This window comes from Butyrivibrio sp. FC2001, assembly GCF_000424125.1.
GTDB lineage: Bacteria > Bacillota > Clostridia > Lachnospirales > Lachnospiraceae > Butyrivibrio.
The window spans coordinates 168,394-194,445 of the sequence record NZ_KE384133.1 but is presented as its reverse complement, the minus strand read 5'-3'; the positions used below and the strand labels follow the sequence as shown (position 1 = coordinate 194,445).

General features: G+C 44.0%; 19 protein-coding genes. 16 read left to right on the top strand and 3 right to left on the bottom strand.

Translation table 11 applies throughout. The annotated features are described in order from the left end of the window. Positions 1–5 precede the first annotated feature (5 nt). The 5 genes from G601_RS25435 (at position 6) to G601_RS0118480 (ending at position 6,559) form a co-directional block, all read left to right on the top strand. Entirely contained in the window at positions 6–1,322 is a 1,317-nt protein-coding gene (locus G601_RS25435) for a GGDEF domain-containing response regulator (protein ID WP_051206041.1), read from the top strand. Positions 1,323–1,468: 146 nt separating this feature from the next. Beyond that, positions 1,469–3,925, top strand: coding sequence for an ABC transporter substrate-binding protein (locus G601_RS0118495; protein WP_026666218.1), 2,457 nt, complete (start codon positions 1,469–1,471; stop codon positions 3,923–3,925). A 151-nt stretch (positions 3,926–4,076) separates the two neighbouring features. After that, positions 4,077–4,457: a diacylglycerol kinase family protein gene (locus tag G601_RS0118490; protein ID WP_026666217.1), complete on the top strand. Its 381-nt coding sequence runs from the start codon at positions 4,077–4,079 to the stop codon at positions 4,455–4,457. A gap of 72 nt (positions 4,458–4,529) precedes the next feature. Next, positions 4,530–4,823 carry a phasin family protein gene (locus tag G601_RS0118485; protein ID WP_026493177.1) on the top strand — a complete coding sequence of 98 codons (294 nt, stop codon included), beginning with the start codon at positions 4,530–4,532 and terminating at the stop codon, positions 4,821–4,823. A gap of 26 nt (positions 4,824–4,849) precedes the next feature. Beyond that, positions 4,850–6,559 (top strand): ABC1 kinase family protein, encoded by a 1,710-nt coding sequence (locus G601_RS0118480; RefSeq protein ID WP_081673632.1) that lies wholly within the window; start codon positions 4,850–4,852, stop codon positions 6,557–6,559. A gap of 249 nt (positions 6,560–6,808) precedes the next feature. Here the strand turns inward: G601_RS0118480 and G601_RS24105 are convergent, their stop codons facing one another. Then, a complete protein-coding gene (locus G601_RS24105; protein WP_051206039.1) occupies positions 6,809–7,669 on the bottom strand; it encodes a DegV family protein in 861 nt (286 codons plus the stop codon). A gap of 155 nt (positions 7,670–7,824) precedes the next feature. Here G601_RS24105 and G601_RS24100 point away from each other — a divergent pair, with 155 nt between their 5' ends. The 6 genes from G601_RS24100 (at position 7,825) to G601_RS0118440 (ending at position 16,479) form a co-directional block, all read left to right on the top strand. Beyond that, positions 7,825–9,324, top strand: coding sequence for a glycosyltransferase (locus tag G601_RS24100; RefSeq protein WP_051206038.1), 1,500 nt, complete (start codon positions 7,825–7,827; stop codon positions 9,322–9,324). 29 nt (positions 9,325–9,353) lie between these two features. Further along, complete coding sequence (locus G601_RS24095; RefSeq protein WP_330368871.1) at positions 9,354–10,478, top strand: DUF6688 domain-containing protein; 1,125 nt, start codon at positions 9,354–9,356, stop codon at positions 10,476–10,478. A gap of 6 nt (positions 10,479–10,484) precedes the next feature. Continuing rightward, positions 10,485–12,263, top strand: a complete 1,779-nt coding sequence (locus tag G601_RS24090) for an alpha-glucosidase (RefSeq protein ID WP_051206034.1) — start codon at positions 10,485–10,487, stop codon at positions 12,261–12,263. A gap of 69 nt (positions 12,264–12,332) precedes the next feature. Further along, positions 12,333–13,208 (top strand): hypothetical protein, encoded by an 876-nt coding sequence (locus G601_RS0118455; RefSeq protein ID WP_026666216.1) that lies wholly within the window; start codon positions 12,333–12,335, stop codon positions 13,206–13,208. Positions 13,209–14,243: 1,035 nt separating this feature from the next. Beyond that, positions 14,244–15,125: a nucleoside hydrolase gene (locus G601_RS0118445; RefSeq protein ID WP_026666214.1), complete on the top strand. Its 882-nt coding sequence runs from the start codon at positions 14,244–14,246 to the stop codon at positions 15,123–15,125. Positions 15,126–15,315: 190 nt separating this feature from the next. Then, on the top strand, positions 15,316–16,479 hold the full coding sequence (locus tag G601_RS0118440; RefSeq protein ID WP_026666213.1) for a leucine-rich repeat protein: 1,164 nt from the start codon (positions 15,316–15,318) through the stop codon (positions 16,477–16,479). A 44-nt stretch (positions 16,480–16,523) separates the two neighbouring features. Here G601_RS0118440 and G601_RS0118435 read toward each other — a convergent pair whose 3' ends face one another. Further along, the gene (locus G601_RS0118435) at positions 16,524–17,507 is read right to left on the bottom strand and encodes an AEC family transporter (protein WP_026666212.1); all 984 of its coding nucleotides are present in this window, start codon (positions 17,505–17,507) and stop codon (positions 16,524–16,526) included. Positions 17,508–17,686: 179 nt separating this feature from the next. On the opposite strand from G601_RS0118435, the gene G601_RS0118430 reads away from it, so the two are divergent. Beyond that, positions 17,687–18,682, top strand: a complete 996-nt coding sequence (locus G601_RS0118430) for a hypothetical protein (RefSeq protein ID WP_026666211.1) — start codon at positions 17,687–17,689, stop codon at positions 18,680–18,682. Between the two features lie 62 nt (positions 18,683–18,744). On the opposite strand, the gene G601_RS0118425 is transcribed toward G601_RS0118430, so the two are convergent. Next, positions 18,745–20,673: a M3 family metallopeptidase gene (locus G601_RS0118425; RefSeq protein ID WP_026666210.1), complete on the bottom strand. Its 1,929-nt coding sequence runs from the start codon at positions 20,671–20,673 to the stop codon at positions 18,745–18,747. A 255-nt stretch (positions 20,674–20,928) separates the two neighbouring features. Between G601_RS0118425 and G601_RS0118420 the strand changes: the two genes are divergently transcribed. From G601_RS0118420 to G601_RS0118405, 4 genes are all read left to right on the top strand, one after another. Then, entirely contained in the window at positions 20,929–21,633 is a 705-nt protein-coding gene (locus G601_RS0118420) for a response regulator transcription factor (RefSeq protein WP_026666209.1), read from the top strand. A 49-nt stretch (positions 21,634–21,682) separates the two neighbouring features. Further along, entirely contained in the window at positions 21,683–22,681 is a 999-nt protein-coding gene (locus G601_RS0118415; RefSeq protein WP_026666208.1) for a sensor histidine kinase, read from the top strand. A gap of 94 nt (positions 22,682–22,775) precedes the next feature. After that, complete coding sequence (locus G601_RS0118410) at positions 22,776–23,471, top strand: ABC transporter ATP-binding protein (RefSeq protein WP_026493187.1); 696 nt, start codon at positions 22,776–22,778, stop codon at positions 23,469–23,471. Beyond that, complete coding sequence (locus tag G601_RS0118405) at positions 23,468–26,047, top strand: ABC transporter permease (RefSeq protein WP_026666207.1); 2,580 nt, start codon at positions 23,468–23,470, stop codon at positions 26,045–26,047. Before G601_RS0118410 ends, G601_RS0118405 begins: the two co-directional genes overlap by 4 nt. Positions 26,048–26,052: the final 5 nt, after the last annotated feature.

Here is a 26,052-nt window from a genome sequence, read left to right as displayed (position 1 = left end):
AATCTATGGGTAATAAGAAAATACTGGTGGTGGATGACGATGATCTGATGCGTGCGGTCACTGTCAAAATGCTCCAGTCTAAATATGACATCATTACGGCAGGCTCCGGGCAGGAGGGAATTGATACCTATGAAAGTGAAAAGCCCGATCTTATCCTGTCGGATCTTATGATGCCTGAGATGGACGGCTTCGAAATGATGGAGCGACTTAGGGAAAAGCATAATTTCGTTATTCCTGTCATGTTTATGACCGCCTATTCCAGTGATGATGCCGAAAGAAAAGGGTTTGAAATCGGTGCGGTGGATTACATCAGAAAGCCCTTTAAGGCTGAGGTCCTTTTGCACAGGATTGATAATATCCTTCAAAATGTCGAGAGGATAAGAAACTTAAAGGAAGCTGCTGAAATAGAGCCTATGACAGGGCTTCTTAACAAGGTTACAACTGTCAGACAGGTCGATGAGATTGCCGGCAAGGGCGGCGGAATCCTCATGATGGTGGACCTTGACAGCTTTAAGCTTGTAAACGATATCTATGGTCACGAAGCAGGCGATAAGGTTCTTATCTGGTTCGCTGAGCTCCTTAGAAGTATTATGCGCTCCAACGACATAGTCGGAAGAGTGGGCGGTGATGAATTTGTTGCCTTCTGTCAGAATGTCAGAACTGAGAGGATGGTTGCGGAGAGGACCCAGTTCATGAACCGCAAGCTTCTTACTTATGCAAAGGAGCTCTTTGGCGAGGATATGAATATTCCTCTTGGCGTCTCTGTAGGCGCGGCAATCTGCCCAGATGAGGGAACGGATTATCAGACACTATATAAAAAGGCTGACCAGGCGCTCTATAACGTCAAGATGGCAGGTAAGCACAACTTCGCATTTTTCAAAACCGAAGAGGAGAAAAACAGGGAGAAATCGGCTGAGGGTCTTGATGAGATAGATATGCTCCTTAAGGAGAGGGATGTAAAGAAGGGCTCCCAGATTCTTACGCTGGATAACTTCAAGCTGATATACAGGTTTATGATGCGTTTCCAGAGGAATTATGCGTGGGATGTGTATCTTCTGGTATTCAGGGTCGAATCCAAGACGGAAAATGATGATGACCTATCCAGAATGACGGACTATTTTTTGAATGTGGCAGCAGGGTGTCTTAGGGGAAGTGACAGCTTTACAAGGCTTGGAAATAATACCGTGCTTGCGATTTTCCTAAAGGCCACGGAGGCTGAGGTGAAAATCCCAATCCTCCGAATAAGGGAGAGATGGGAGTCAGATCCCGAAACCGCAGGCTACACCTTCAGTTATGAGATGCAGTACATGATGCCGGATTGACGTTGATTTGTTACATAATATTACATTATATTAATGCCCAAATTGCTAGGATATTAGAGGGCTATATGTTATGATTTACTAATCAGTTTTACTAGTTATATGTTGCTTGAAGAGGATGAGGGGGATCATCTTTAGGAGGCGATAGTATGAGAAAAGGCAGACTTGCGAAGATTATGGCCATAGGCATGGTATGCTCTATGGCTTTTTTGAGTGCCTGCGGAAAAAAGGATACTGTTATCACAGAGGGTGGTGACAGACCTGCAAAGGAAATAGATAAAGACCACATATACAGCTTTGAGAATGTAGATATTCCGGTAAGTGGCAATTGCAGCATATCAAGAGTATGCACAGGAGAGGACAGTCTCTATGCCATAGCGTATGTTTACAGCGAGGATTCTATGGGCTCCACCAAGCTTTTCAGAATGCCCTTCGACACAGGTATGGTGGAGGAGGTGCCCCTTGGTGACGGCACCAAAAACGTCAGCGCTGATAATCTTACCTGCGATGATGACGGCAATGTATATGTCGTGAAGTATGAGTATGATATGGCCGATTCAGAGGATGCCGTGCTTTATGAGGCGGATGCTGAGGCATCTTCAGATGTAGGTGAGACTGTATCGGAGAGCGGAGATGTGGATGCGGCAGCCACGACATCTGATAAAGATGTTGAAGATGCATCAGCGGGTGAAGCTGTTGCTGAGGATGAGGCAACAGGCTATGATGCTGAGGATGTATCTCTGGATGACATTACCAAGCTGGCTAAGTATTCCTCTGATGGAACAACTATATGGGAAACTTCCCTTACTGAGACGGATGCTGATTCCTACATCAGCTCAATTACCTATGCCAAAGGTCTTGGAGTGCTCACCTGCAGTGAATTGGGAATATCTCTTTATGATGAGGCAACAGGAGAAGCTAAGACTATCCGCACGAGAGAAAGAAATGAAGACGGATATTACAGCGGATATCTTTTCAGAATGAGAAATGATGATATCTATCTCTTTGAAGAGGATGAAGGTTCCGGATCGGTCGTAAGTAAGCTTAATGCAGGTAACATGACCTTCGAGGATGCCGGCTTTGAGCTTCCTGAGGGAATATATGGCGCTTATGAGCTTTATCCCGGAAAGACTTATGACTTTTATTGTGAACAGGACAGTGGAATCAGTGCTTTTAATATAGGCGATACCAAGACCACAAGGATCTGCGATTTTACAGCATCCAACGAAGTGGTCAACATGATCAACTTCATAGGTGAGCTTGAGGATGGCAAAATTGTTATGGCCAATTCCTCAGGAGATGAGTGCATACTCAGCACCCTTACCAAGGTTGATCCTTCAGCTATTCAGGATAAGGAAATCATCACTCTTGGTACTGTTTACATCGAGGATTCAATAAGAAAACAGATCGTTAAGTTCAATAAGAAGAGCGATAAGTACAAAATCAATGTAATAGATTACGCACAGCTTGCAGGTGAGGATACCAGCGACGATGACACCACAGACGAGTACATGACAGGTATCAACAAGCTAAGCCTTGATATCACACAGGGTAAGGCACCTGACATCATCGTATTTGAAAATGATATGCCCTTTGAGAGCTATGCCAATAAGGGAGCACTTGAACCTCTTGATCCTTACTTCGAAGCTGACAGCGATATTGAGGCAGCAGACTATTTATCAAATATACTTGATGCTACCAAGGTTAAGGGCAGTATGTATGCCATCATCCCCAGCTTCAACATCCAGACCTGCGTGGTTGCAAGCGACAATGCAGGCGGCGAGGTTATAACTCTTGATAACTACAAGGATGTCTGCGCAAGATGCGGAATTGATCCGGAGATCGGAATGGGTATGGTTACAAGAGACGATGCCCGCGAGCTCTATCAGACAATCGGCAGCGCCTATGTCAATTATGAGGAAGGCACCTGTAGCTTCGATTCAGAGAGCTTCGTGAAATTCCTTGAGTTTATAAAGGAGCTTCCTGAGTACAGCGAGGATATGGACTATGAAGAATATGAGTCCTACTATCGCGAGAACAAATCCCTTCTTAAGGGCTACTGGCTTGGCTCCTTTGAGGATTATCAGGTTCTGAAAAAGGGCTATTTTGGTAAGGATATCGAGTTCAACGGATATCCCACAACCAAGGATGGTAAATCCTACATCTACCCCAGTGTTCAGATCGGAATGAGCAGTGACTGCAAGAACAAGCAGGCTGTATGGGAATTCATGAAGTCATTCCTTACGGATGAGTATCAGAGTAACATTTCCTGGAACTTCCCCATCGAGAAGAAGGCCTTGGATGCTCTTGCTGCCAAGGCTCAGGAAAAGCCCTACTACCTTGATGCTAATGGCAAAAAGGTGGAGCACTCATCTATATGGTCAATCGGCGGAACCGACGTTGAAATCGCCGAGCTTTCAAAGGAAGAGACCCAGACTGTGGTAGATTTCATCGAATCAGTAACAGACACTGAGAGTACCGATGATAATGTTATCAATATCATTGCTGAGGAGGCAGCGGCCTTCTACGAGGGTCAGAAGACTGCCGAGGAGGTTGCAGATATAATCCAGAGCAGGGTTTCAATTTACCTCAGTGAGCAGATGTAATATTTGAAAACAGTATATGCTGAACTTAGAGCTTCCCATGCCCCGTCAGGTGTGGGAAGTTTTTTTTGTACACTTGCTGCAATTTGTTTAGATTTTTTTTAGAGGTCAAAAGTATAGAATAATCGGTAATTTGGCTATATACTATTAGTATATGGATAATAAAACACCCAGAAAAAACAAACTTTATAAGAGCTTCGGATATGCTTTTGAAGGTATTTTCAATACCATATTCTATGAGCGCAACATGCAGATTCATTCGCTGGTCACTGTGCTCGTTGTGATATTCGGAATCATCCTTAAGATATCCCTGATTGAGTGGTTTATCTGCATGCTGCTTTTTGCAATTGTTTTAAGCCTTGAGCTTGTGAATACAGCTATTGAGGCGGTGGTGGATCTCGTCACTGAGGAGAAAAAGCCCCTTGCGAAAAAGGCAAAGGATGCGGCAGCAGGAGCAGTGCTTATCAGTGCTATTTTTGCTGCAATCATGGGTGGTATCATTTTCTTCCCCAAATTGTGGGCATTTTTATTCTGATATCAGGCAGAGCCGGTTCCTGTTATAAGGCGGCTCTGAAGGTATAAAAAGGTTTTTTAGGAGGGCAATATCATGGATAATATCAATCTTACAGACGGACTCAAAAAGATTCTGCTTGCAGGCGTAGGTGCTGTGGCACTGACAGCTGAGAAGGCTGGAGAAATCCTTGAAGAGATGGTTGAAAAGGGTGAGATCACGGTTGAGCAGGGCAAGGCTCTTAATCAGGAATTAAAGCGCACTGTTAAGGAGAATGCAGGCAAGAAGGACGACGGAGAAAAGGATCTGTCTAAGGTTGTTGATGGTCTTTCATCCGAGGAGCTGGCAAAGCTCAAGGAACTCATTGCGGCTGCTGAGAACAAAGAATGACGGATTTATCTAACCTTGTCGGTAAAATGAGAAAAATAGCCGACGCGCAGGCTGATAAGGCTGAAGCTGAGAAGGCGGCAGCCGAGGGACAGCCTGTTTTTGATGGCAAAATAAGGAATTCTGAGGATAATGCCAGGTTCAAGGAGATACGAGCCGTTCTTGCAAAGAACAATATCACCAGAGGTATTTCCCCTGAGAAACTCAGAATTATTTTAGAGGAGCTTGGACCAACCTACATCAAGCTTGGGCAGTTAATGTCTATGCATTCGGATATACTGCCGAAGCGTTATTGTGATGAATTGGCCAAGCTTAATTATGATGCTCCGCCCATGCCCTTTTCAGAGGTGAAGGAGATTATCGAGGAATCCTATGGATGCCCCGCCTCCGAGGTGTTTGAGTGGATCGATGAAAAGACTCTTGGCTCAGCATCAATTGCTCAGGTACACAGGGCAAAGCTAAAGAAGAAGGACGAGGACGGGAATTACCTGGAGGTTATCATCAAAGTCCAGCGAAGGGGCGTATACGAGATAATGTCCAGGGACATAAGCCTCTTACATCGTCTTGTTAAGCTTATGCCTCCGGTTGGTGATATCAAGAACATCGTAGATTTGGACATGGTCCTTGATGAGATGTGGGATGTTGCCAGAGAGGAGATGGACTTCTTAAACGAAGCTCACAACATTGCAGAGTTTAAGAGAATCAACAAGGACATAAAATATGTGGATTGCCCGGACATGTACATCGAGTACTCAACGGACAAGGTTCTCGTGATGGAATATGTGGGCGGCTGCTCCATTGATGATGTGGAGTACCTCACCGCTAATGGCTATGATCTTAATGAGATAGGCGAAAAGTTTGTTAACAGCTTTATCAAGCAGGTTATGGATGACGGCTTTTTCCATGCTGATCCCCATCCCGGCAATGTAAAGATCTGTGAAGGCAAGATTGTCTGGATCGACATGGGCATGATGGGAAGATTATCGGACAGAGACAGAAGGCTTATGGTGCGCGGCGTCAGAAGTATCGCCATGCATGATATTCAGGCCACAGTCAATGCAGTCCTTGATCTTGGAGATATTCAGGGAACACCTGACAGGGACAAGCTGTATGTTGAGATCAAAAACTTTTTGGACCAGTACGGCTCAATAGCCTTCGGAAGTCTTGATATCGCCGCAGCTCTTCAGTGTCTCATGGACATCATGAAGGAAAACGGCATAGCGCTTCCTCACGGTATGACAATGCTTTGCAGAGGTCTTGCACATGTTCAGGGCGTTCTTGCTATCATCAGCCCTGATATCAACATGATGCAGATCGCCACCAACAGAATTACGGATGACTTCATTCAGAACCTGGATATAAGAGAGGAGTTTAATAAGTACGGAAGGGCATTTTACCGTGCCATGGACAGAGGAATAGAGATTCCTGCTCTCACCTCACAGGTTATGAAGGAGTACCTTGCAGGTCAGAGTAAGGTTACGATAAACCTCAATCCCTCCAAGGAATTCGACGAGCTCATCTATTCTTCCATAAGAAACATGGTCATCGGTCTTGGCGTGGCAGCGCTTCTTATCGCCTCCAGTGTCATGTGTACCACGTCAATGGAGCCGAGAATATTCGGAATTCCCGTGCTTGGTGCTGTTGGATTTTCATTCGCCATGATAGTGAGTGGATTTTTGATATTGAGAAATATAGGACTTAAGATTCTTGCCCGTCGAAGAAGACGGAGAAAGTCATAATGAAAAGTTGTTATGGCTTTGAAAATGTAGATAATTATTAAAGCTGTGAAATCGTGATGTTCTCTGATTTCACAGCTTTCTTATGATATAGAAATTTCTCCGAAATTCCTATATCATAAGAAGCGCTCCGCTATGGATGCGCACTCGCGCGATAGGAATATGTTGCCTTCAGCAACCGCGCTCGGCGCGAGAATGTCGCAAGCGACATTCTTTCTTATTTAGTGTTATATAAAAATGGTTTTAGGAATATTATCTTTCTTTGCCCCAGAAGAATAGTCCTAACATTCCGGGACCTACGTGGGCTCCGGAGAAGGGCTCGTGCTGACTTATTGTGATGTCGGCATTGGGGTTGATCTCTTTTACAAGCTCAGCCATCTTATTGGCATCATTTATGCAGTCTCCGTGGGAGATGCAGACTGTATCATCGCCCTCCATTCTCTTCTCGGAATACTTCTGAATGATGGCGTTAATGGCGTTCTTGCGGCCTCTCACTTTTCCGCATGAGATGATATGACCTGTGTTGTCACCAAAAAGGATAGGCTTGATATTAAGAATGGTTCCAATCTGGGCTGTAACGCCGCTTACACGGCCTGTATTCTTAAGGAAGTTAAGGTCATCAACAGTGAAGTACTGGCAGGCATGAGGAACTGCTTCATCGAGAAGCTTAGCAGCTTCTTTTGTATCAACGCCGTCCTTATTGAGCTTAGCAGCTCTAAGTGCCAGGATACCGTTACCAAAGCCGCAGCCGTGGGAATCAACGATATGAATGAAGCTGTCAGGATATTCCTCCATAAGCTCATTAGCTGCAGCGATTGCTGCATTGTAGGTTCCGCTGATACCGGAACTCATGGCGATATATATGATGTCACCACCCTTTTTGGCGATGGGGGTGAAATACTCTAAAAACAAAGCTGTGTTAAGAAGACTGGTCTTAACCTTATCCCCGTTTTTCAGGCCTTCGTAATATGCGTGTCCATCAAAGTCATCGATATCTCCGGTGTAGGTCACGGATTCATCGTTTACAAGATAGTCACAGGGTAAGAGACTGATGCCATCCAAAAGCTTCTTAGGCAGGTTGGCACAGCCGTCTGCGAACACGGTAAAACTCACTATTCATTCCTCCACAAAAGTTATATGATAATATTACTGATGACAGATTTTTCAGTCTCAGCACACGTAGTACATTATACCATATTTTGGTGATTGAAATACCCTAATATCACCATATAACGGGTTTTTATAAAGGAAAAGAGGAGATGTAAAACATGAATATTTGCTTGCTAAATGATTCGTTTCCGCCGGTTATAGACGGAGTCGCTAATGTAGTACTTAACTATGGAAAAATTCTCTCGGAACGACTTGATTCAAAAGTTGTAGTGGGAACACCGAGATACCCTGATGCTGATTATGAGGGTTATCCTTACAAGGTTTTTGCATATCCGAGTCTTGATACAACGGAGCTGGTGCACGGTTACCGCGCAGGTAATCCGTTGGCAATGCGTGAGATCATGCAGATGGCTGAGTTTGGCCCTGACATTATCCACACACACTGCCCGGCATCCTCAGCCATTATGGCGAGAGTCCTGCAGAATGAGACCGGCGCACCTATCGTTTTCACATATCACACCAAGTTTGACGTTGACATAGCAAGGGCCGTAGGCGACGGCTTTTTGAAAAAAGAGACCATTAAGCAGATGGTCAAAAATATATCTGCCATGGATGAAGTCTGGGTAGTATCCGAAGGCGCTGGCGATAACCTTCGCTCCCTTGGCTACGAGGGTGAGTACCTCGTTATGAATAACGGCGTGGATTTCCCCAAGGGCAGGATTCCTGCTGATAAGGTTGCAGAGGTTACCAGGGACGTGGACCTTCCCGAGGGCGTTCCGGTATTCCTTTTCGTGGGAAGAATGATGAAGTATAAGGGACTTCCAATCATAATCGAAGCAATGAAGATTTTGTCCGAGCAGGGCGTTAATTACCGCATGCTTTTCATAGGCGGTGGTAAAGACAGTGAGGAGATGCAGGCAAAGGTTAAGGAATACGGTATCGATGATAAGGTGCTGTTCCTTGGACCGATACATGACAGAGAGGTTCTCAGAGCATGGAACACCAGAGCTGATCTGTTCCTGTTCCCTTCAGTTTATGACACAAACGGAATCGTTGTCCGTGAGGCAGCAGCCTGTGGTCTTGCCAGCGTCCTGATAAAGGGCTCCTGCGCAGCTGAGGGAATAACTCATGGAAGAAATGGATATCTTGTGGATGAGACACCGGAATCAATGGCTGCTCTTTTGAAGGAGTTGTCCGATAAACATGACACCATGAAGGATGTGGGACAGCATGCGATGGATGAAATCTACATCTCTTGGGAGGATGCAGTCCGCGCAGCTTATGACAGATACGCTGTAATAAGAGAGAAGGTTAAGGATGGATCGCTTGTTCACAAAAAGAAGCAGAGCTCAGACTATCTGCTTGAGTCAGCTTCAATGATACTTAAAGGTACTGAGCATATCTTCGATATTTCCCGCAATATCTACGGCGGAATGAAGGAGAACTATGAGGACTTCGTTGAGAACGTGAAGGAGGAGATCGAGGGCTTCAAGGATAGCCTGCCCGATGGGGTTAAGGAGTTTTCAGAGAATGCCAAGGAGTTCACCGAGAATGCCAAGAAGAACGTGAAGGATAATGTCAAAAAGGGCATGGAGTTTGCAGAGAAGAGTGTCCGTGAGGGAATTGACATCAGCATCAATGGCATGAAGATGGATTAAAAATATATAATAGAGGGAACGTGTGAAAAATGGAGTTTATTACTGATATTTTGGGGTGGATGCCAATTATACTGTTAGCGGCAGCTTTGTTTGTGTTACCTGGTTTATTAACGATTTATAACATTGTTGGATTTTTCAGTTATAAGCGGGTAAAAAAGATATTTAAAAGAGTGGTCTGGTTTGTGACCATAGTTTTGGGATCTGTGTACAGCCACATGTATATAAATGCGATGCTTAACATGGATGCCCTATGGAGTGACCAGCTCTATAACGATGATCTGCATCAGGCACTGTGGGAGGGCGGTGTGCCTTCGTTCATTGTTCTGGTTTGTGTCGGAATTATTGGACTGTTCATTTTATGTATTCGAAAGACCAGTCAGCTATCTCCGATAGTAATCGTGCTGTGCATTTCAGCGATGTACATAACAGCGATTGAGCTGATAGTGTACTGCATTCAGCTTGCGAAGGAGCCTATATGCCTTCCGCTTATGCTGGCTCCTGCTAACTACTTGATTATAGTTATGACCATAATCCGCGAGAAGATAATGGAGTGGAATGAAAATCCCGAGCATCAGAGTGAGGTCTATAACAAGGAAGGAGCCCTTGGAGAAATAAACAGGCTTCTGATCAAGGCAGAGACCTGGCCAGTATTTGCACTTGTTTTCATGATTCCTCTTCTGGGGATTTTACTTGGTGTTATGAGTCTGTTTGGGCAGACTCCTGACAAGGTCATAAGGACATGGACAGAGACTGCGGACTGGACCTTCTCTACCAAGATCCCGCCGCAGAATTTAACAATGGATGAGCACTATCTCTGCACAGTTGCAGCAGGAGGACATCCTGAGGTTGTAAAGCCTGTAAGAATGGGAGAAAGACACGGACACAGGGTTGTGGTGAACAGGCAGCTCATGATCGCCAACGCCTTCGAAAATGTACTTGAGGAGAAGACTCCCAGGTTCCACAGGGCAGTCAGGAATTTTTATGACAAATATGGATTCCCTGTTGCGGACTACATCAGACCTCACAAGGCTGCCTGCGACATAACATATTTTGTGATGAAGCCCCTTGAGTGGCTGTTTTTACTGGTGCTGTATACTGTGGATGCCAATCCTGAGAACAGGATAGCAGTGCAGTATCTGCCAAAAAGGAAGTGATTTCTTATGAGTAATTGGGAAGTTGAACATGACTGGTATAGGAGAATGGCCTTTTATCAGATATGGGTGAGGAGCTTCGCAGATGGAAATGGCGACGGCATAGGTGATCTCTACGGCGTCTATGACAAGCTTGAGTATGTGAAGTCTCTTGGCGTTGACGGAATCTGGTTCTCACCGCTTTACCCGTCACCTAACGCTGACTTTGGCTACGATATTTCAGATTATAAGGATATTCATCCTGAGTATGGAACCCTGGATCAGTTTAAGAAGGTGCTGGATAAAGCCCATAAGCTGGGTCTGAAGATCATCATGGACCTTGTGGTGAACCACACCTCTGATGAGCATCGCTGGTTTCAGGAGAGCAGGAAGGGGAAGGATAACCCCTACAGCGACTACTATATCTGGCGTGATAAGCCAAACAACTGGGACTCTCTTTTTGAAGGTAAGGCCTGGGAATATGACGAAATGAGAGGCCAGTATTATCTTCATATTTTCGCGAAAAAACAGCCTGACCTCAACATGGACAATCCAAAGGTCCGTGAGGAGGTTAAGTCCATCATGCGCTTCTGGCTTGATATGGGAGTTGATGGATTCAGAGAGGATGTTATCAATTTTATTTCCAAGAAGGAGGGGCTTCCTGACGGCCTGCCGTTTTTGCCGGCTGTAAACGGAATGCCCTATTACAAGGACGGCCCGCACATCCATGAGTATCTGGCTGAGTTCAGAAGGGTGTGTAAGGAATACGACTGTTTTCAGATAGGTGAGGGCCCTATGACTACGGTGAAGACTGCCCTTCAATATCTGACCGGAGAGAATAAGTCTCTGGATATGATGATTTCCTTTGATCACATGATGGCGGACTGCATTTATACCGAGTACATTCACAGGCCATTTTCACTTAGGAAATTCAAGAAGGCGCTGACCAAGTGGCAGCTGACTCTTGCAGGAAAAGCGTGGAACAGTCTGTATCTTGAAAATCACGATCATCCCAGAATTATCAGCCGCTATGGAAGTGAGTACTATCACAGAGAGAGCGGAACGATGCTTGCGGCCTGCTATCTTTTCCTTCAGGGGACGCCTTTTATCTATCAGGGGCAGGAGATCGGCATGACTAATATCAGGCTGAACTCCATTGATAAGTACGTGGATGTGTCCAGTAAGACCAACTACCACACCTATCATCTGAAGGACAGCAAGGAGCGAAGACTTGAGCGTATTCACTTATCCAGCCGAGATTCCGCAAGGACTCCCGTGCAGTGGGATGATTCCGAGAATGCAGGCTTTTCAAAGGCTAAGCCCTGGTTCTATGTGAATCCGAATTACACTAAGATCAACGTGAAGGCCCAGGAGAAGGATGAGTTTAGTATCCTTAATTTCTACAGAAAGTGCCTGGCATTAAGGAAGAGTTCGCTGGCACTTTTGTATGGCGAGTACAAGGAGTATAATGCAAAGGATGCCAATGTCTATATGTATGAGAGGACACTTGGTAAGACCACTTATCTGATAATCTGCTCTTTTTCAAAGCTGCCGGTGAAGGTTATCATTCCGGACAAGTTCATTGGAAAAAGAGGACAGCTCATGCTGTGCAATTATCCTGACAGGAAGCAGATGGCGAAGCGCCCTAAGATCGGCACTTACTTAAAGAACGTGTCAAAGAATGTGTTATCGGATGGCCCTGTCGAAGCCAGTGAGGAGCTCGTGAGACAGGAGCTTTGCACCATCGCGGTTCAGCACGGCATGTACAGACCCTACGAGGCGAGGGTGTATAGGTTTAGGAATAAGTGATAATATTTAAAAAATTTTGGGGTAATGAAAATAAAAAAGAATTTTTGTGAGTAAGGAGATGTTGTTTAAATGACTATCGATGCATACTTGAATCCTGATTTTACCTGGATGCAGAAGCTTTTGTTTTTTGCTGTAGGCTTTTTAGGGCTGCTTGCTTGTGACTTTTTAATGCTTGGGGGAGCCGAGATTTCGTGCTCCGTACTTCCCAGAAGTGAGAGGAAATATGCGGTTCCCGTTAAGTTCCACAAATACATTCACCTTTTCTACGAGATGATAATTTCCGGAACCTCGGTTATGTCCTTTGCCTGCTCTTACGTTGTGCTTAACCATGTGTACTCACTTATGCAGAGCGGTGCAGGCCATTCCGGTCCCATATCCGGAACTTTTTTCTACATCTGGAGTGAGGGTAAGGACTTCGCCCTGCTTCTTCTTATCTGTTTGTCCTGTGTTCTCAACACACTTCTTGATACAGTGATCATTCCTCTTGGCAGGCTCGCCAAGGAGGAGAAGGCTTCTGTTAGAATGCTTGGAATGTTCTACGCGATCATCATTCTGGTATTCCTGAACCTTATAGGTGATGAGAGTGAGTACAGCCCGGTTATGATGTATTACCTTGGCCTTATGGTTGGTCGATTCGTGTACTTCGACGCATCCTTCATGGACTTCCTAGTAGCAATCAAGAATGCATTTATGAAGCTTCCCATGCTTCTCCTCTGCGTTGCCCTCTGCGGCGGCATGTGCTTCTTTGGCTTTGCAATGAAGTATCTTCTTGAGAGGAACTACTACATTGTCGGAATCTTCTACACCCATATCTTCCTGCTGATCGCAGTGTTTGTGGTTCACCACAGCAGAATCATGAAGCTTCTTGTTAAGGAGCAGAAGCTCCCTGAGCCCGTGGAGGAGGAAGAGTATGATGAGTACGACGAGTACGAGGATGAGAGATAAGAGTTAAGAGTTGAATAGAGTGGGGATTGTGGCGCGCCAGATTGATCTGGCGCGTTTTTGTTGGCCTGCGGGAGGTGCTTGGTGGGGGTGGTTACGTCTATCCGCGAAGAAATTTGGTGTTGGTTGATTGGATACCTGTCCTTTGTGAGAGGTTATGTGGAGTGTATGGCTTGCGGGGGATGTTTTACGGGGGTGGTTACGTCTATCCGCGAAGAAGTTTGGATGTTGGTTGATTGGATACCTGTCCTTTGTGAGAGGTTATGTGGAGTGTATGGCTTGCGGGAGGCGTTTTACGGGGGTGATTACGTCTATCCGCGAAGAAATTTTGGTGTTGGTTGCATGGAGTGCTGTTCTTTTGGGAGGCTATGTGGAGTGTATGGCTTGCGGGGGATGTTTTACGGGGGTGGTTACGTCTATCCGCGAACAAATTTAGATACTGGTTGCTGGGATATCTGTCCCTTTCGGGAAGCGTTCGACCGGGAGGAGTGATTTCTTGTGGATAGGCGTAACGGAACTTCTTCTTTTTACTGGGACGTTAGCCCAGTGAGACGATTATCTCTGTCATAGGCGTAACGCGAACGCCATGTTTTTTGGTGCCGTGCAACCAGTGAATTAATTTGTTCGCGGATAGACGTAACGGAGGCCAAGAGGTTGCTCCCGCAGGGTAACCGAAAAGCGGTAATCGGACACAATAGACTTAACGACTTCCGTAAGGTCACTCCCACAGATGGACCAGAATAAAGGATTCAGCCCCTATAGACGGAATGGCTTTTGCGATGGGGGCTCAGTCATGCAACCGGCAGAAGAACTTGTTCGCGGATAGACGTAATGGCTTCCGAAAAGTCACTCCCGCAGGGTAACCGGAAAGCGGTAATCGGACACGATTCTGAGAACGAACCCAATACAGGAGAGCCCACAGAAGATCGTTGATGACAGCACATTATCTGGACTGATGATCAGGACCACATTGCGGATGACGTAACCCTGACCAGATGATATTATTAATGAAAATATCATACCGGAGGGTGACTGAATATGGGCTTAGATTTTACCACACCTGAGTACAAGAGACTCAGAGTTATTGTTGACACTGATGCTGCCTGTGAGGCTGATGATCCGTTTGCTATCGTGCATGCGCTTCTTAGTCCCAAGCTTTGTGTGATGGGTATTCTGGCTGAGCACTTCAAGGTAGAGGACTCCATGCAGAGAAGCTATGACGAGATTAAGACTATCCTTGATGCCATGGGAATGTCGGTTCCTGTTTTCCATGGACAGAATGGACCATTAAGCGAAGATGAGAGCATTTCTGAGGCTGCCAAATTCATAATCGATGAGGCACTTAAGGACGACGAAAGACCGCTTTTCATACTGTGTCAGGGAGCAATAACCAATGTGGCAAAGGCCTTGGAGTTCTGCCCGGAGATCAGGTACAAGATTACTGTTATCTGGATCGGAACTCACGGAGAAGCACCATGTAAAGCACCTTTCACGGAGTTCAATGCTGTTAACGACATTCCGGCTGCTAACCTGGTTCTGCAGAGCGGAGTCGATCTGTGGCTCGTTCCGTCACACGTTTATATCACGATCAACATAGGAATTGCAGAGATTCAGCGCAGGATCAGACCTTGTGGGAAAATCGGCGAGCATCTTTTTAAGAACCTCGTAGACTACAACATGTCTGAGGGCGCAGGCTGGACCCAGGGTGAGAGCTGGTCTCTTGGCGATTCACCGGCCATAGCCATTGCGATAAATCCCGGCTGCGGTCACTATCACACCGCGAAGGCACCGCTTGTGCTTGAGGATACGTCCTCTGCAGTAAAAGAGGATAACCCCGACATCAGAATCTATACGGATGTTGATTCCAGATATATTTTAGAGGATCTGATAGCAAAACTGGAATTGTGTTACGGCAATTGAAAAGTGTTACGGCAATTGAAAACCGGTTTTAACTTAATATAATATTCCTGAACACGCATTTTGTAATAATCAAGATGCGTGTTTTACTTTTTTAATAAGGATTTCTCTGTTATAATATAGCCTCGTGGGGACACTGTCTGTGTTATGTCAATGTAACGCAGGCAAAAATAAATTTAAAGGGGAAATGAATATGAAAAAAGTTTTACAAAAGTCAGCAATGACTGTTGCATTAGTGCTTAGCATTCTTGTAACATCCGGACCTTCGTCCATCGTAGCAAAAGCAGCTGAGGGATTCCAGGTTGCAACCAGTATTGGATTCAAGGGAGAGTTTGAGTATGCATCATTTAGATATACAACAGGCTCCCAGGGATATTACAAGCTGCATGCAAGCTGTACTGAAAATGGCAAGACCAGGGCTCTTGGAACTACAGAGAACATGACCTATAAGGCAAATACAAGCTACTCTCGTACAGATAATACCATTACCTACAACTACGATTACCTTGGAAAGTACACACTTTATGTAATCGGTTCAGAGAAAAAGATAAATGACAGTTACAAAACTGTGGCAGCTTTTGAGAAGGATTCATCCTGTCATATCGCTTCAGCATCTGTAGATGTTAAGAGCAGAATGCCTGCACCTAAGAATGTTCAGGTTAAGACAATCATGAAGAATGACAGAAAGTACTACAGAGTAAGCTGGGACAAGGATGGCTATTGCCATGGAGTTGAAGCTTCAACATTACCTAAAAACATTTATCTTCCTGCAGCAGCAAGTGTTGATATTATTGCTCCTGATGGAACATGTACTATCAAAGTAAAGACAATCACTGATGACCACTCAGTTCACGCTAACTCAGTAGCAACAACCTTAACTGCTGTAAACAATGACAAGAAAACTGAGACTGTTGAAGTTGAGAAGAAGGTTACAGAGACAAAGCTTCCTGAGACAATCACTGTTAACGGTATCACATACAAGCTTGGCGCTGACAACACAGCTTCTGTAACAGCTATCACAGGCATTAAGAGCGCTACAATCGATCAGATCACTCTTGATGGCGTAACATACCGCGTAACTTCAATCGCACCCAGTGCTTGCGAAGGCAACAGAAAGATCAAGACTCTTTCAATCGCATCAAGCGTTGAGAATATCGATGCCAAGGCATTTTACAATTGTAAGAAGCTTAAGGATATCAAGATCAAGGCTAACAAGTCCCTTACAATTGGCGATTCTGCTTTCAAGAAGATCAACAAAAAAGCAACCATCAAGGTTAGCGGAGTAAAGGGTAAAGCAAAGAAAGCTCTTCTTAAAGAGATCAAGAAGCAGTCAAGCGGATCTAAAAACAAGAAATAAATAGATGTACAAAAGGCTGTCGCAATCAAATGCGGCAGCCTTTTTTAGATAACGCCTAATGTTTTTAATATAAATAACCAGAAGGTCAGTGTGAAGGAACACCCAAAGGTCGTGACCATTACAATACTGCTGCTCAGCGTTCCTTCATGTCCCATATTCTTAGCCATGATGTAGCAGCTGACTGTTGAAGCGGAGCCCAGCATAACGAGAATCGCTACTATCTGTTCACCTGCAAACCCAAGCTTTATAGCAAAGGGCATGAATATTGCAACCAGCAAAAACAGTTTGATGAAGCTTGCAACCAGGGCAGGCTTTACATTTGCCAGCGCCTTTTTGTAGTCGAAGGTTGCACCCATGGACATAAGACCAAGGGGAGTTGAGAGGCTTCCTACATCATCAACAACGGTGTTCATTATCTTCGGCATAGGGAGCTTAAGTAATGACCAGAGGAGTCCTGCGAAAATTCCGAGGATGATAGGATTCTTGGCGATGCCCTTTATTGTCTTTAAAAGGAGCTCCCTGTTCTCAGAGCTGTCACTTGAATCATCGTCTTCATCATCTTCACTTTTAGGAGCAGTGAGCGTAAGGATTATAACTGCGAAAATGTTATAAAACGGTACGCTTCCAAGGATCATCAGCGACGCCATTCCACTGCTGGACTCGCCGTAGATACTGTGAATAAAGGCTATTCCAAGAAGTGCTGCGCTGCTTCTGTAGGACCCCTGCAGGAATTCTCCGCGCCTCGACTTCGTCTTCACACAGATCGTAGCAAGTATCCAGATAAGGAATATGCTGGTAAAGGTGGCTACAAAGCAGAAGACCACAAATTTTGGATTCCATGTTCCCACAAAGTCCTGCTGCGCCAGATCTCCAAACAGCAGCGTCGGAAGCCCTATCTTGAACACGAATTTGTTCATGAAGCCCGCGGCCTTATTGTCTATGATTCCGATTTTATTAAAGATATATCCAAGGACCATCAGCAGGAAAATCGGAAGAGTTGCATTTAAACTAAAGATTAAATTCTCCATAACGGCTTCATTGTAGCTTCATGGGAAATCGTTATCAATATTCAATGTGCTCAAAGATATTGGAGAAATATTTGTATTTATTGGAAGAATCTAAATCATTTGCTGTATAATGAATATTGTTTTTCTGCATCTGACGTCCGGTGATGCAGGAGGGAATATATGAAAAGAGGAGAATTGGGATGAGTAATAAAGAAGAATGGAACAGAATTCTGCAGATAGTAGGGACTGAAGAATACGCTGCAGATACAGATTTTGAAAAACACTGTGTAAAAGGATTCAATACTACGAGAACACTCTTTTACATTGTCATACTTTTCGGAGCATTTTATTTAATACAGGAGGGAAGGATTATTCCTAAGAACCAGCTGGTGTATCTGGCGATTTTGGTTGCAATGCCGCTGAGTATTTTTGTTTATATGAAGCAAAAAGCGAAGCTTCATAGGGAGCTTAACAGATATGCATTCAGAGAATGTTATCCTGATAAAGGGCTTTCCAGATACATGAGTTTTGTTCCAACCGCTATAAAGAAGCAGATGATCTGGAGCATAACGCAGTACAATTTTGGCTACATTTTATTTAGACTTGGTAAGATTGATAAGGCTACTGAGTGCCTTAAGCTTATGCAGGATTCTTCTGAAACAGCCAACAATATGCTGATGGCTGAGCATTTAAAACTACTCATTGCTCTGTATTATCACGATTTTGATACTGTAATAAACTGTGCAAACGAAGGAGCAATGCTCTATTCCAAGGCGAGTCACACACCATGGAATAACAAAATAAACTATGACCTGCAGATGTATGGTGCTTATGCCGGAAGCTGCAAAAATAACGAATATTTTCAGGCGTATTCGGTCCTTGCGACTCCGCAGGAAAGACCTTTGGATGAAGTTGCAAGGCAGTACTATCTGTACCTGGCAGCAAAAGCGCAAAGTGATTATGAAAACGCTGAGAAATTCAGAAGATATGTAATGGAGAATGCAGGAACTACATGGTATGGAAATGCTTTAAGAGAGGATTTCGTGCCGCAAAGAAAGCCTGATAACTACCCGGGATATATACTGAATATCGAGAAACTGAATAATCCGAGCAAAGTAGACAGGAGCAGGCTTAAATATGCTCTTATCGGGGTTTTGATAGTGATGCTGTTTTATCTTGTACCAAGACTGTTCTAAAGTGGATTTTAATGAAAATAGCCGGAAAGGATCATCTCCTTTCCGGCTTACTTATTTATAGATCATTTCTTTATCTTCGCATTTACCAGTTCTTCATATTCATCCACCAGACTCTTATAGGTCTTAAGCATTTCATCGTAGGTTGATTTGGAGAGAAGATCAACGCCTGTCTTTTTTAGAAGATCTGCCGGGGATGCACTTGAGCCACTCTTAAGGAATTCCATGTACTCATCTACGGCACCCTTCTCACCTGAATTGATTCTTCCGGCAATATAGTTTGCATAGGTAATATCGGCAGCATACTGATATACATAGTAAACATAGTAGAAGTGCGGAATAGTTACCCACCGATATTTACTATCCGGGAAAGAAATCACGGAATCGCCCCTATAGGTTTGGAAAATCTCTTTCCATTTGTCTGAAGCAGCTTCAGCATCGATAGATGAGCCGGATTCCACTGTCTTATACAGATAGTCCTCGAATTCGGAGTACATCATTTGATAAAAGAATGTCGCGACATACAAATTTATTAGTTCCTCAAGATAGTAAAGCTTTTCATCGTCATCCTTAGAATGATCGATCATGTAATTATAATAAATGAGCTCGTTGGTTATCGAGGCTACCTCCTGGGTAAACAGCGTGGGCTCATTGAATTCAGCAGGTTGATTTTCGTTTGATAATTCACTGTAGCATGCATGGCCCATTTCATGAGCGATGGTGCTTATACTGTGTGAGTAGCCAGTGTAGTTAAGGAATACCCAGGGAAGCTCTTTTTTGTAGTATGGCATCATAAATTGGATGGAAGACTTGGTAGATGAGGGATACACGTCCACCTGATTGGTTGTAATAATTTTTTTGAAAAGATCCGTATAATCTGTACCCAGCACAGCCAGGGAATCTATGACTTCATCCACTGCGTCATCGTATTCTTTTGCGTCAGGGTTAAAATCCGAAACACTAGTGGATGTGTTGTAAGTGTATTGCTTTTCAAGACCAAGCCCCTTCTTGTGAATATTATAAAATCTCTGAAGATCGCTGCAGCCATCATGAGCAGCATCGATAAGCATATAGAAGATATCGGTACTGCAATCTATATCATAAAACGCCTTATCTAAAGTGGTGTTAAATCCTTCAAGCTGGGCATTTGCATAGGCCTGCTTGCATTTTTCCTCCTGAAGAGCAGCATAAGTATTAATATATCCTTTTTCCCTGGTCAGTAAGATTTTGTTTGCCTGCTCCTTTAAGGAATCATCATAATCCTTGCTATGGACAATATCTTCATATAACTGTTCTGTAAGTTCCTGCTCAGTTCCATCCGGCATAGTTATCATAGGATTGGGATTCTCTATATTATAAAAAATGTTGTAGACTTTTTCTGCGTAATCCTGCCCGATGGAAAGGGTGGCTATAACCTTTTTTTCATCTTCTGTAAGGCATTTGAAATTAGGATCGGTGTATTTTCTGTACCGGTATTCCTTGCCTTTGAAAATGGGATCAGAGAAGATTTTCTTTCTGTCTGAAAGGGACATTGAACAAATTTCCGGATCTGCAAATGCAGTAGCCTTCTCCTTTTCAGAGTCCAACGTGATCACCTTTGCGCTTATTTCCTGGAACTTGCTGTCAGATGGATTGAGATACGTACCCATATCCGCATATACTTCCATTTTTGAGGTCAACTCTTTGAACTCTGAAAATTCTACAAATTGAAAATACTCATTGATATTTTCGGCAGTATTTAGTGTGCCTTTGAAATCCTCTATCTGTGCAAGAAGACTCTTAGCTTTCTCATAGTCTTCATTAAACTCTTTTTCACTCTTGTAAAGAATTGTCAGATCCCATGTTGTAGGATATTTGCCTTCTTTTTTTGCTGTACTTGTAGAAGCGGCAGCCTGTCCTGTAATAATAAAATCTGATGAATTAGAAACACAGCCGGTTAAGGCTATCAGGGTCGCAAGACCCAGTGCGATAAATCTGCTTGCTCTATTTCCCATAAGTTCACCTCATAAAAAATGCATTTTTACAGTAACCATATATATTTTTGCATATCTGGAATGAATAAATTGGGAAATAAGTATGATATTAAAATAATAAAAGCATAAATTTGAAGGCTTATGGCGAAGAGACTCGTTATATATGAAGAAGTGAAAAATGATACATAATAAGTGCAACACGGTAAATAAATATTGTAATATGGCATGATGAAAAACGAAATAACATTACAGAGGGTAACGGTATAAGGGGACAAAATGAAATTATTTTTACTTGAAGATGATGATGCAATAGGGATGGGCCTTAAGTATTCTCTTGAGAAAGAGGGCTATGAAGTAAACCATGGGAAATCCAAGGCTGAGGCCATGACTATTTTGAAGAGTGATGCCTTTGACCTGTGCATTCTTGATATAAACCTTCCTGACGGCAACGGCTATGATGTCTGCAAGACCGTTAAGGAAAAGGACGATACACCCGTGATATTCCTCACAGCCAGCGACGCAGAGGTGAACGTGATAATGGGGCTTGAGATGGGTGCGGATGATTATATCTGTAAGCCCTTCAGGATCGGTGAACTCCTGGCCAGGATCAAGACTGTCCTCAGGCGAAGCGGAAAAGGCAAGGATGGGTCAGCCAGGGATGAGGGAGTAATCGAGATTCAGGATCTCCGAATCAATACCAATGTGGCCAGAGTGGCGATCGTGGATGATGCTGGAAAAGAGAATCCGGTTGAACTCACAGCGCTTGAATACAGACTGCTACTTACCTTTTGCGGCAACAGAGGAAATGTACTTTCACGCAGCCAGCTCTTAGAGGATATGTGGGATGTAAGCGGCGACTTCGTTAACGACAACACCCTCACTGTTTATATAAAAAGGCTGAGGGATAAGATCGAGAAGGATCCCACGGATCCCAAAATCATCAAGACCGTTCGTGGCCTGGGATACATAGTAGAAAAGTGATCTCGTAGAGAAAAAATGTGGATAAGTACCACGCATTTGGGGAATAAATATGTTAAAAAACAAAGACTTTAAATCTATGGTAATGGCAGCAGCTGTTCTTACAGCTGCTGCTTCTGTATGCTCTCTCATACTAAGCGGAATTACCGTATTTATCGTAACGCTCATTCTTGGAGTGACAATCATCACGATTTTCATAGTATTTACAAAAAGAAGATATGATGACATAGATGAGCTTAACTCATATCTTGTGAGGGTTCTTGCAGGAGGTGAAGCACCGAATATCCTGGATCAGGAGGAGGGGGAGCTGTCGCTCTTAAAGACCAACATCTATAAGGCGACCACAACCCTTAACTATCAAAAGGAGCTTCTCACAAAGGACAAGGTTGCTCTGGCAAATGCCATCGCTGACATAAGTCATCAGCTGAAAACTCCCCTCACCTCAATGATGGTGATGAATGATCTTTTAAAGACAGAGGATGACAGGGAAAAGGCCCTTGAATTTTTGCAGACCCAGTCCAATCAGCTTGACCGAATGAGCTGGCTTATTCAGACACTTCTTAAGCTGTCAAAGATCGATGCGGGAACAATAACAATGAAGCCTGAGGAGATTTCTGCAGAGACTCTGATCAAAGAAGTCATGAAACCCTTTGTGGTTCAGATGGAGGTCCAGGAGATAAACTACACGTATGCTCCGGCGGATGCGATGATCAGGTGTGATATAAATTGGACAATAGAAGCTGCGCAGAATATCGTCAAGAACTGTATCGAGCACATGACAAAGGGCGGTGAGCTCACAGTGAATGTCGATGAGACCAACATTTATACTGCAATAGAAATTAAGGACACAGGCTGCGGAATTGATAAGGAGGATATTCCTCACATCTTCGAGCGTTTCTATAAAGGAAGAAATGCAGGGAAGGACAGCGTGGGAATAGGACTGGCTCTTGCAAAGACGATCATCACCGGGCAGCACGGCGACATAATAGTAGAGAGCACAGAGGGCGTCGGAACAACCTTCTCTGTGAGGTTTTATAAGACAATTATCTAAAGTGACAAAACTGTAATAAAAAAGTCACCGTATTGTAATCCTGAAATAATACCCTAGTCTCAAGAGCAAATGAGATAAGAAGGGAGTAAACGAAATGAAAATATTGGAAATAAAAAATCTTTGTAAAGTATATGGAAAAGGCGAGACAAGAGTCGACGCTTTAAAGGATGTGAATTTTGAAGTGGAGCAGGGCGAGTTCGTTGCGATAGTCGGACCCTCCGGCTCAGGTAAATCTACACTCCTTCACATTCTTGGCGGAGTAGATGTTCCCACATCTGGCATTGTGAATATCGCAGGCACCGACATCGGGAAGCTTGATGAGACAAGACTTGCAATTTTCAGAAGAAGAAACATCGGTCTCATCTATCAGTTTTACAATCTGATTCCGATCCTGAATGTTGAGGAGAATCTCACACTACCGATTCTCCTTGATGGGAAAAAGCCGGATAAGAAGCTTCTTAAAGACCTTGTTGAAAAGCTTGGCCTGACTAAGAGATTAAAGCATCTTCCCAACCAGCTTTCAGGCGGACAGCAGCAGAGAGTATCAATCGGAAGAGCCCTGATGAACCATCCTGCGCTACTTCTTGCGGACGAGCCCACAGGTAACCTTGACTCTGAAAACAGCAAGGAAATTATTTCTCTTTTAAGGAAGTTCAATAAGGAAAATAATCAGACAGTCATCATCATCACCCATGATGAGAGAATCGCACTTTCAGCAGACAGAGTCATAACAATCGAGGATGGCAGGATCACCAGAGACTCCAGGAAGGAAGGAGTGATGGCATCATGAATATCATATCGAGGCTTACGCTAAGGCACCTTCTCGGAAACAAGAAAAGGTCCATAGTTACGATTTTGGGAATAGCAATATCAACAGCGCTTATAAGTGCGATTTTGCTGGGCGTATTTTCATTCTTCAAGTTCTTCGGATACATAGCGATCCAGACCACGGGAAATGCCCACGCTGCCTTTGAAGAGGTAACCAGTGAGCAGTTTAACGCACTTTGTGAAGATGCGAGCATCGAAAAAGTGGGACTGCGGGAGCTTGATGAAAAGCGGTCGGGAGTTCGACTTCTTAATGATAAGGAAAACCGCTTTAAGATAGGTAATGTTGACCACGGCGATGCAAACTATATTTCAATGAGGGTTGTGTCAGATTATGACGGAACACTTCCTACTAACTCATCTGAGATAGCAGTAGAGGAGCAGTTCCTTATAGATAACGGCTTATCACTCCAGGTAGGTGACACACTCACCTTCGAGCAGGGCTACAGATATATAGATGATGAGCTTGAAGGCTTTATGTATCTTGGAGGAGCCTATCGCTCTGAAGAACAGTTTAAGCCCTTATCCACAGATACCTGCATAGTTACCGCGATTCTTCACGGCAACAGAGCAACCAGGGACTGGGACATACTGAGGTGCCTGGATGATGGATATTATCCTGCTGATAATGGGGATGTAGAGACACTTATCGCTTTGAAAAATTGCGACCACACAGCAATCAAACAGCTTAACGTTATCGTACAAAAATACGGATTTGAGAAGTATAAATACAACACAGAATATCTGCTCAGTAAGTTCGCAATTGAAGGAAGTGTCGGAAGCTATAAGAGCTTCTTCGTGATGATGGCAGTTGCTCTGGCAATAGTAATCGCAACCTCGGTAATACTCATTTTCAACTCCATAGGAATGTCTCTTACAGAGAGAATGAGATACCTTGGAATGCTGGCAAGCGTAGGCGCAACCGCAAAGCAGAAGCGCTTTTCAATCTATTACGAGGGAATGATCCTTGGAATCATCGGAATCCCTCTTGGACTTATCATGGGATACATCGGAACCTGGGTGACTCTGCAGTACCTTGGAAGTAAGATCCTTGCAGCGGATATCCTTGCAGGAGCTGAGGGAATGAGAGGCGGCATTCCGATAGCGTGCGAGCCCATCGTCATTTTTGCAGTCGTGTTCTTTGCAACACTTACGATTCTGATATCAACCTTTGTACCTGCTATCAAGGCATCAAGGATCATGCCTATCGATGCCTTAAGGCAGAGCAGTACTATAAAAATGAAGGCCAGAAGCCTTCGCGTTAATCCTTTTGTCCGCAAGATTTTTGGTTATGAAGGAGAGCTTGCCTACAAGAATATTAAGAGAAACGGTTTAAAGGGAACAGTCATAACAGTGACAATCGCAGTGTCAGTTATTCTTTTCCTTACAGTGAACTTCTTCTGCAAGTCTGTGAACAGACTTAATCAGTTTGACTTTGATATACCTTATCAGGTGATGGCATCCTGTTCACTTTCAGAGGGAGATAAGCTCAGAAGTGCCATCAGCAGCATGGACGAGGTGGACAGTGTTTACAGCAGCGGTATGATACAGTTCCTGTTTAGCAAAACACCTGAAATGGATGTAGAGCTCGCTAACACAGAGATTGCGAACCCCGCATTTTTGACACCGGATTTTTCAGGCATGACAGTTGATGACATGGCGGTTGTAATACTCGATGATTCCGAATTTGAAAAGCTGCTCTCTGACAATGGCTTAGAGAAGGATAAGTACTTTTCAGATACCTTAAGAGGAGTTCTGCTTAATGACTATTTCCGTGAAAAGACAAGCTCCGAGGTGTTTAATTCAAGGATCCTTGGACAGAAGCTCTGCTACGATGAGGTCCAGAATAACCCTCCTGCAATAGAGGTTTCAGACTTTGTAAAATACGATGATGAAAACAAAATGTTAGACCTTACTCCCAAGGGAACACTTACAGTGTTTGTGCCCTTCTCCATGTACTATGAGCATGCAAAGGAGGTGCTTCCCGAGGATAGATTAACCTGCGAATTTGGTGTGGAAACAGAGTATCATGAGGCGGTTCACGACAAGATATACGCACTCATGGAGACAGAAGGATATCATTACTATTCCTGCAAAGACATGGCAGATTCACTGGTGGTATATGATACGGTTTCCATCATGCTTCAGACAGCGATGTATGGCTTTACGATCCTGCTCACACTTATAGCCATTGCTAACATGGTCAACACTATTTCCACGGGAGTTCTCCTTAGACGAAAAGAGTTCGCTATGTACAAATCCATCGGTATGGCAAGCGGCGGCTTTAAGAAGATGATCAGACTTGAGACTCTTCTCTATGGAATAAAAGCGCTTATGTACGGCATTCCGGTTTCACTTTTACTGAGCTACCTGATGTTTAAGTCATTCACCGATAAGCTCTACAGCTTTGATCCGGACCTTGTTATGTACGCAGCTGTTATCGCCGCAGTTTTCGTGGTGATCGGACTTAGCATGTTCCTTAGCATCAGCAAGATTAAGGACGACAACATCATTGAAGCTATCAAGGAAGATGCGGTATAATATCT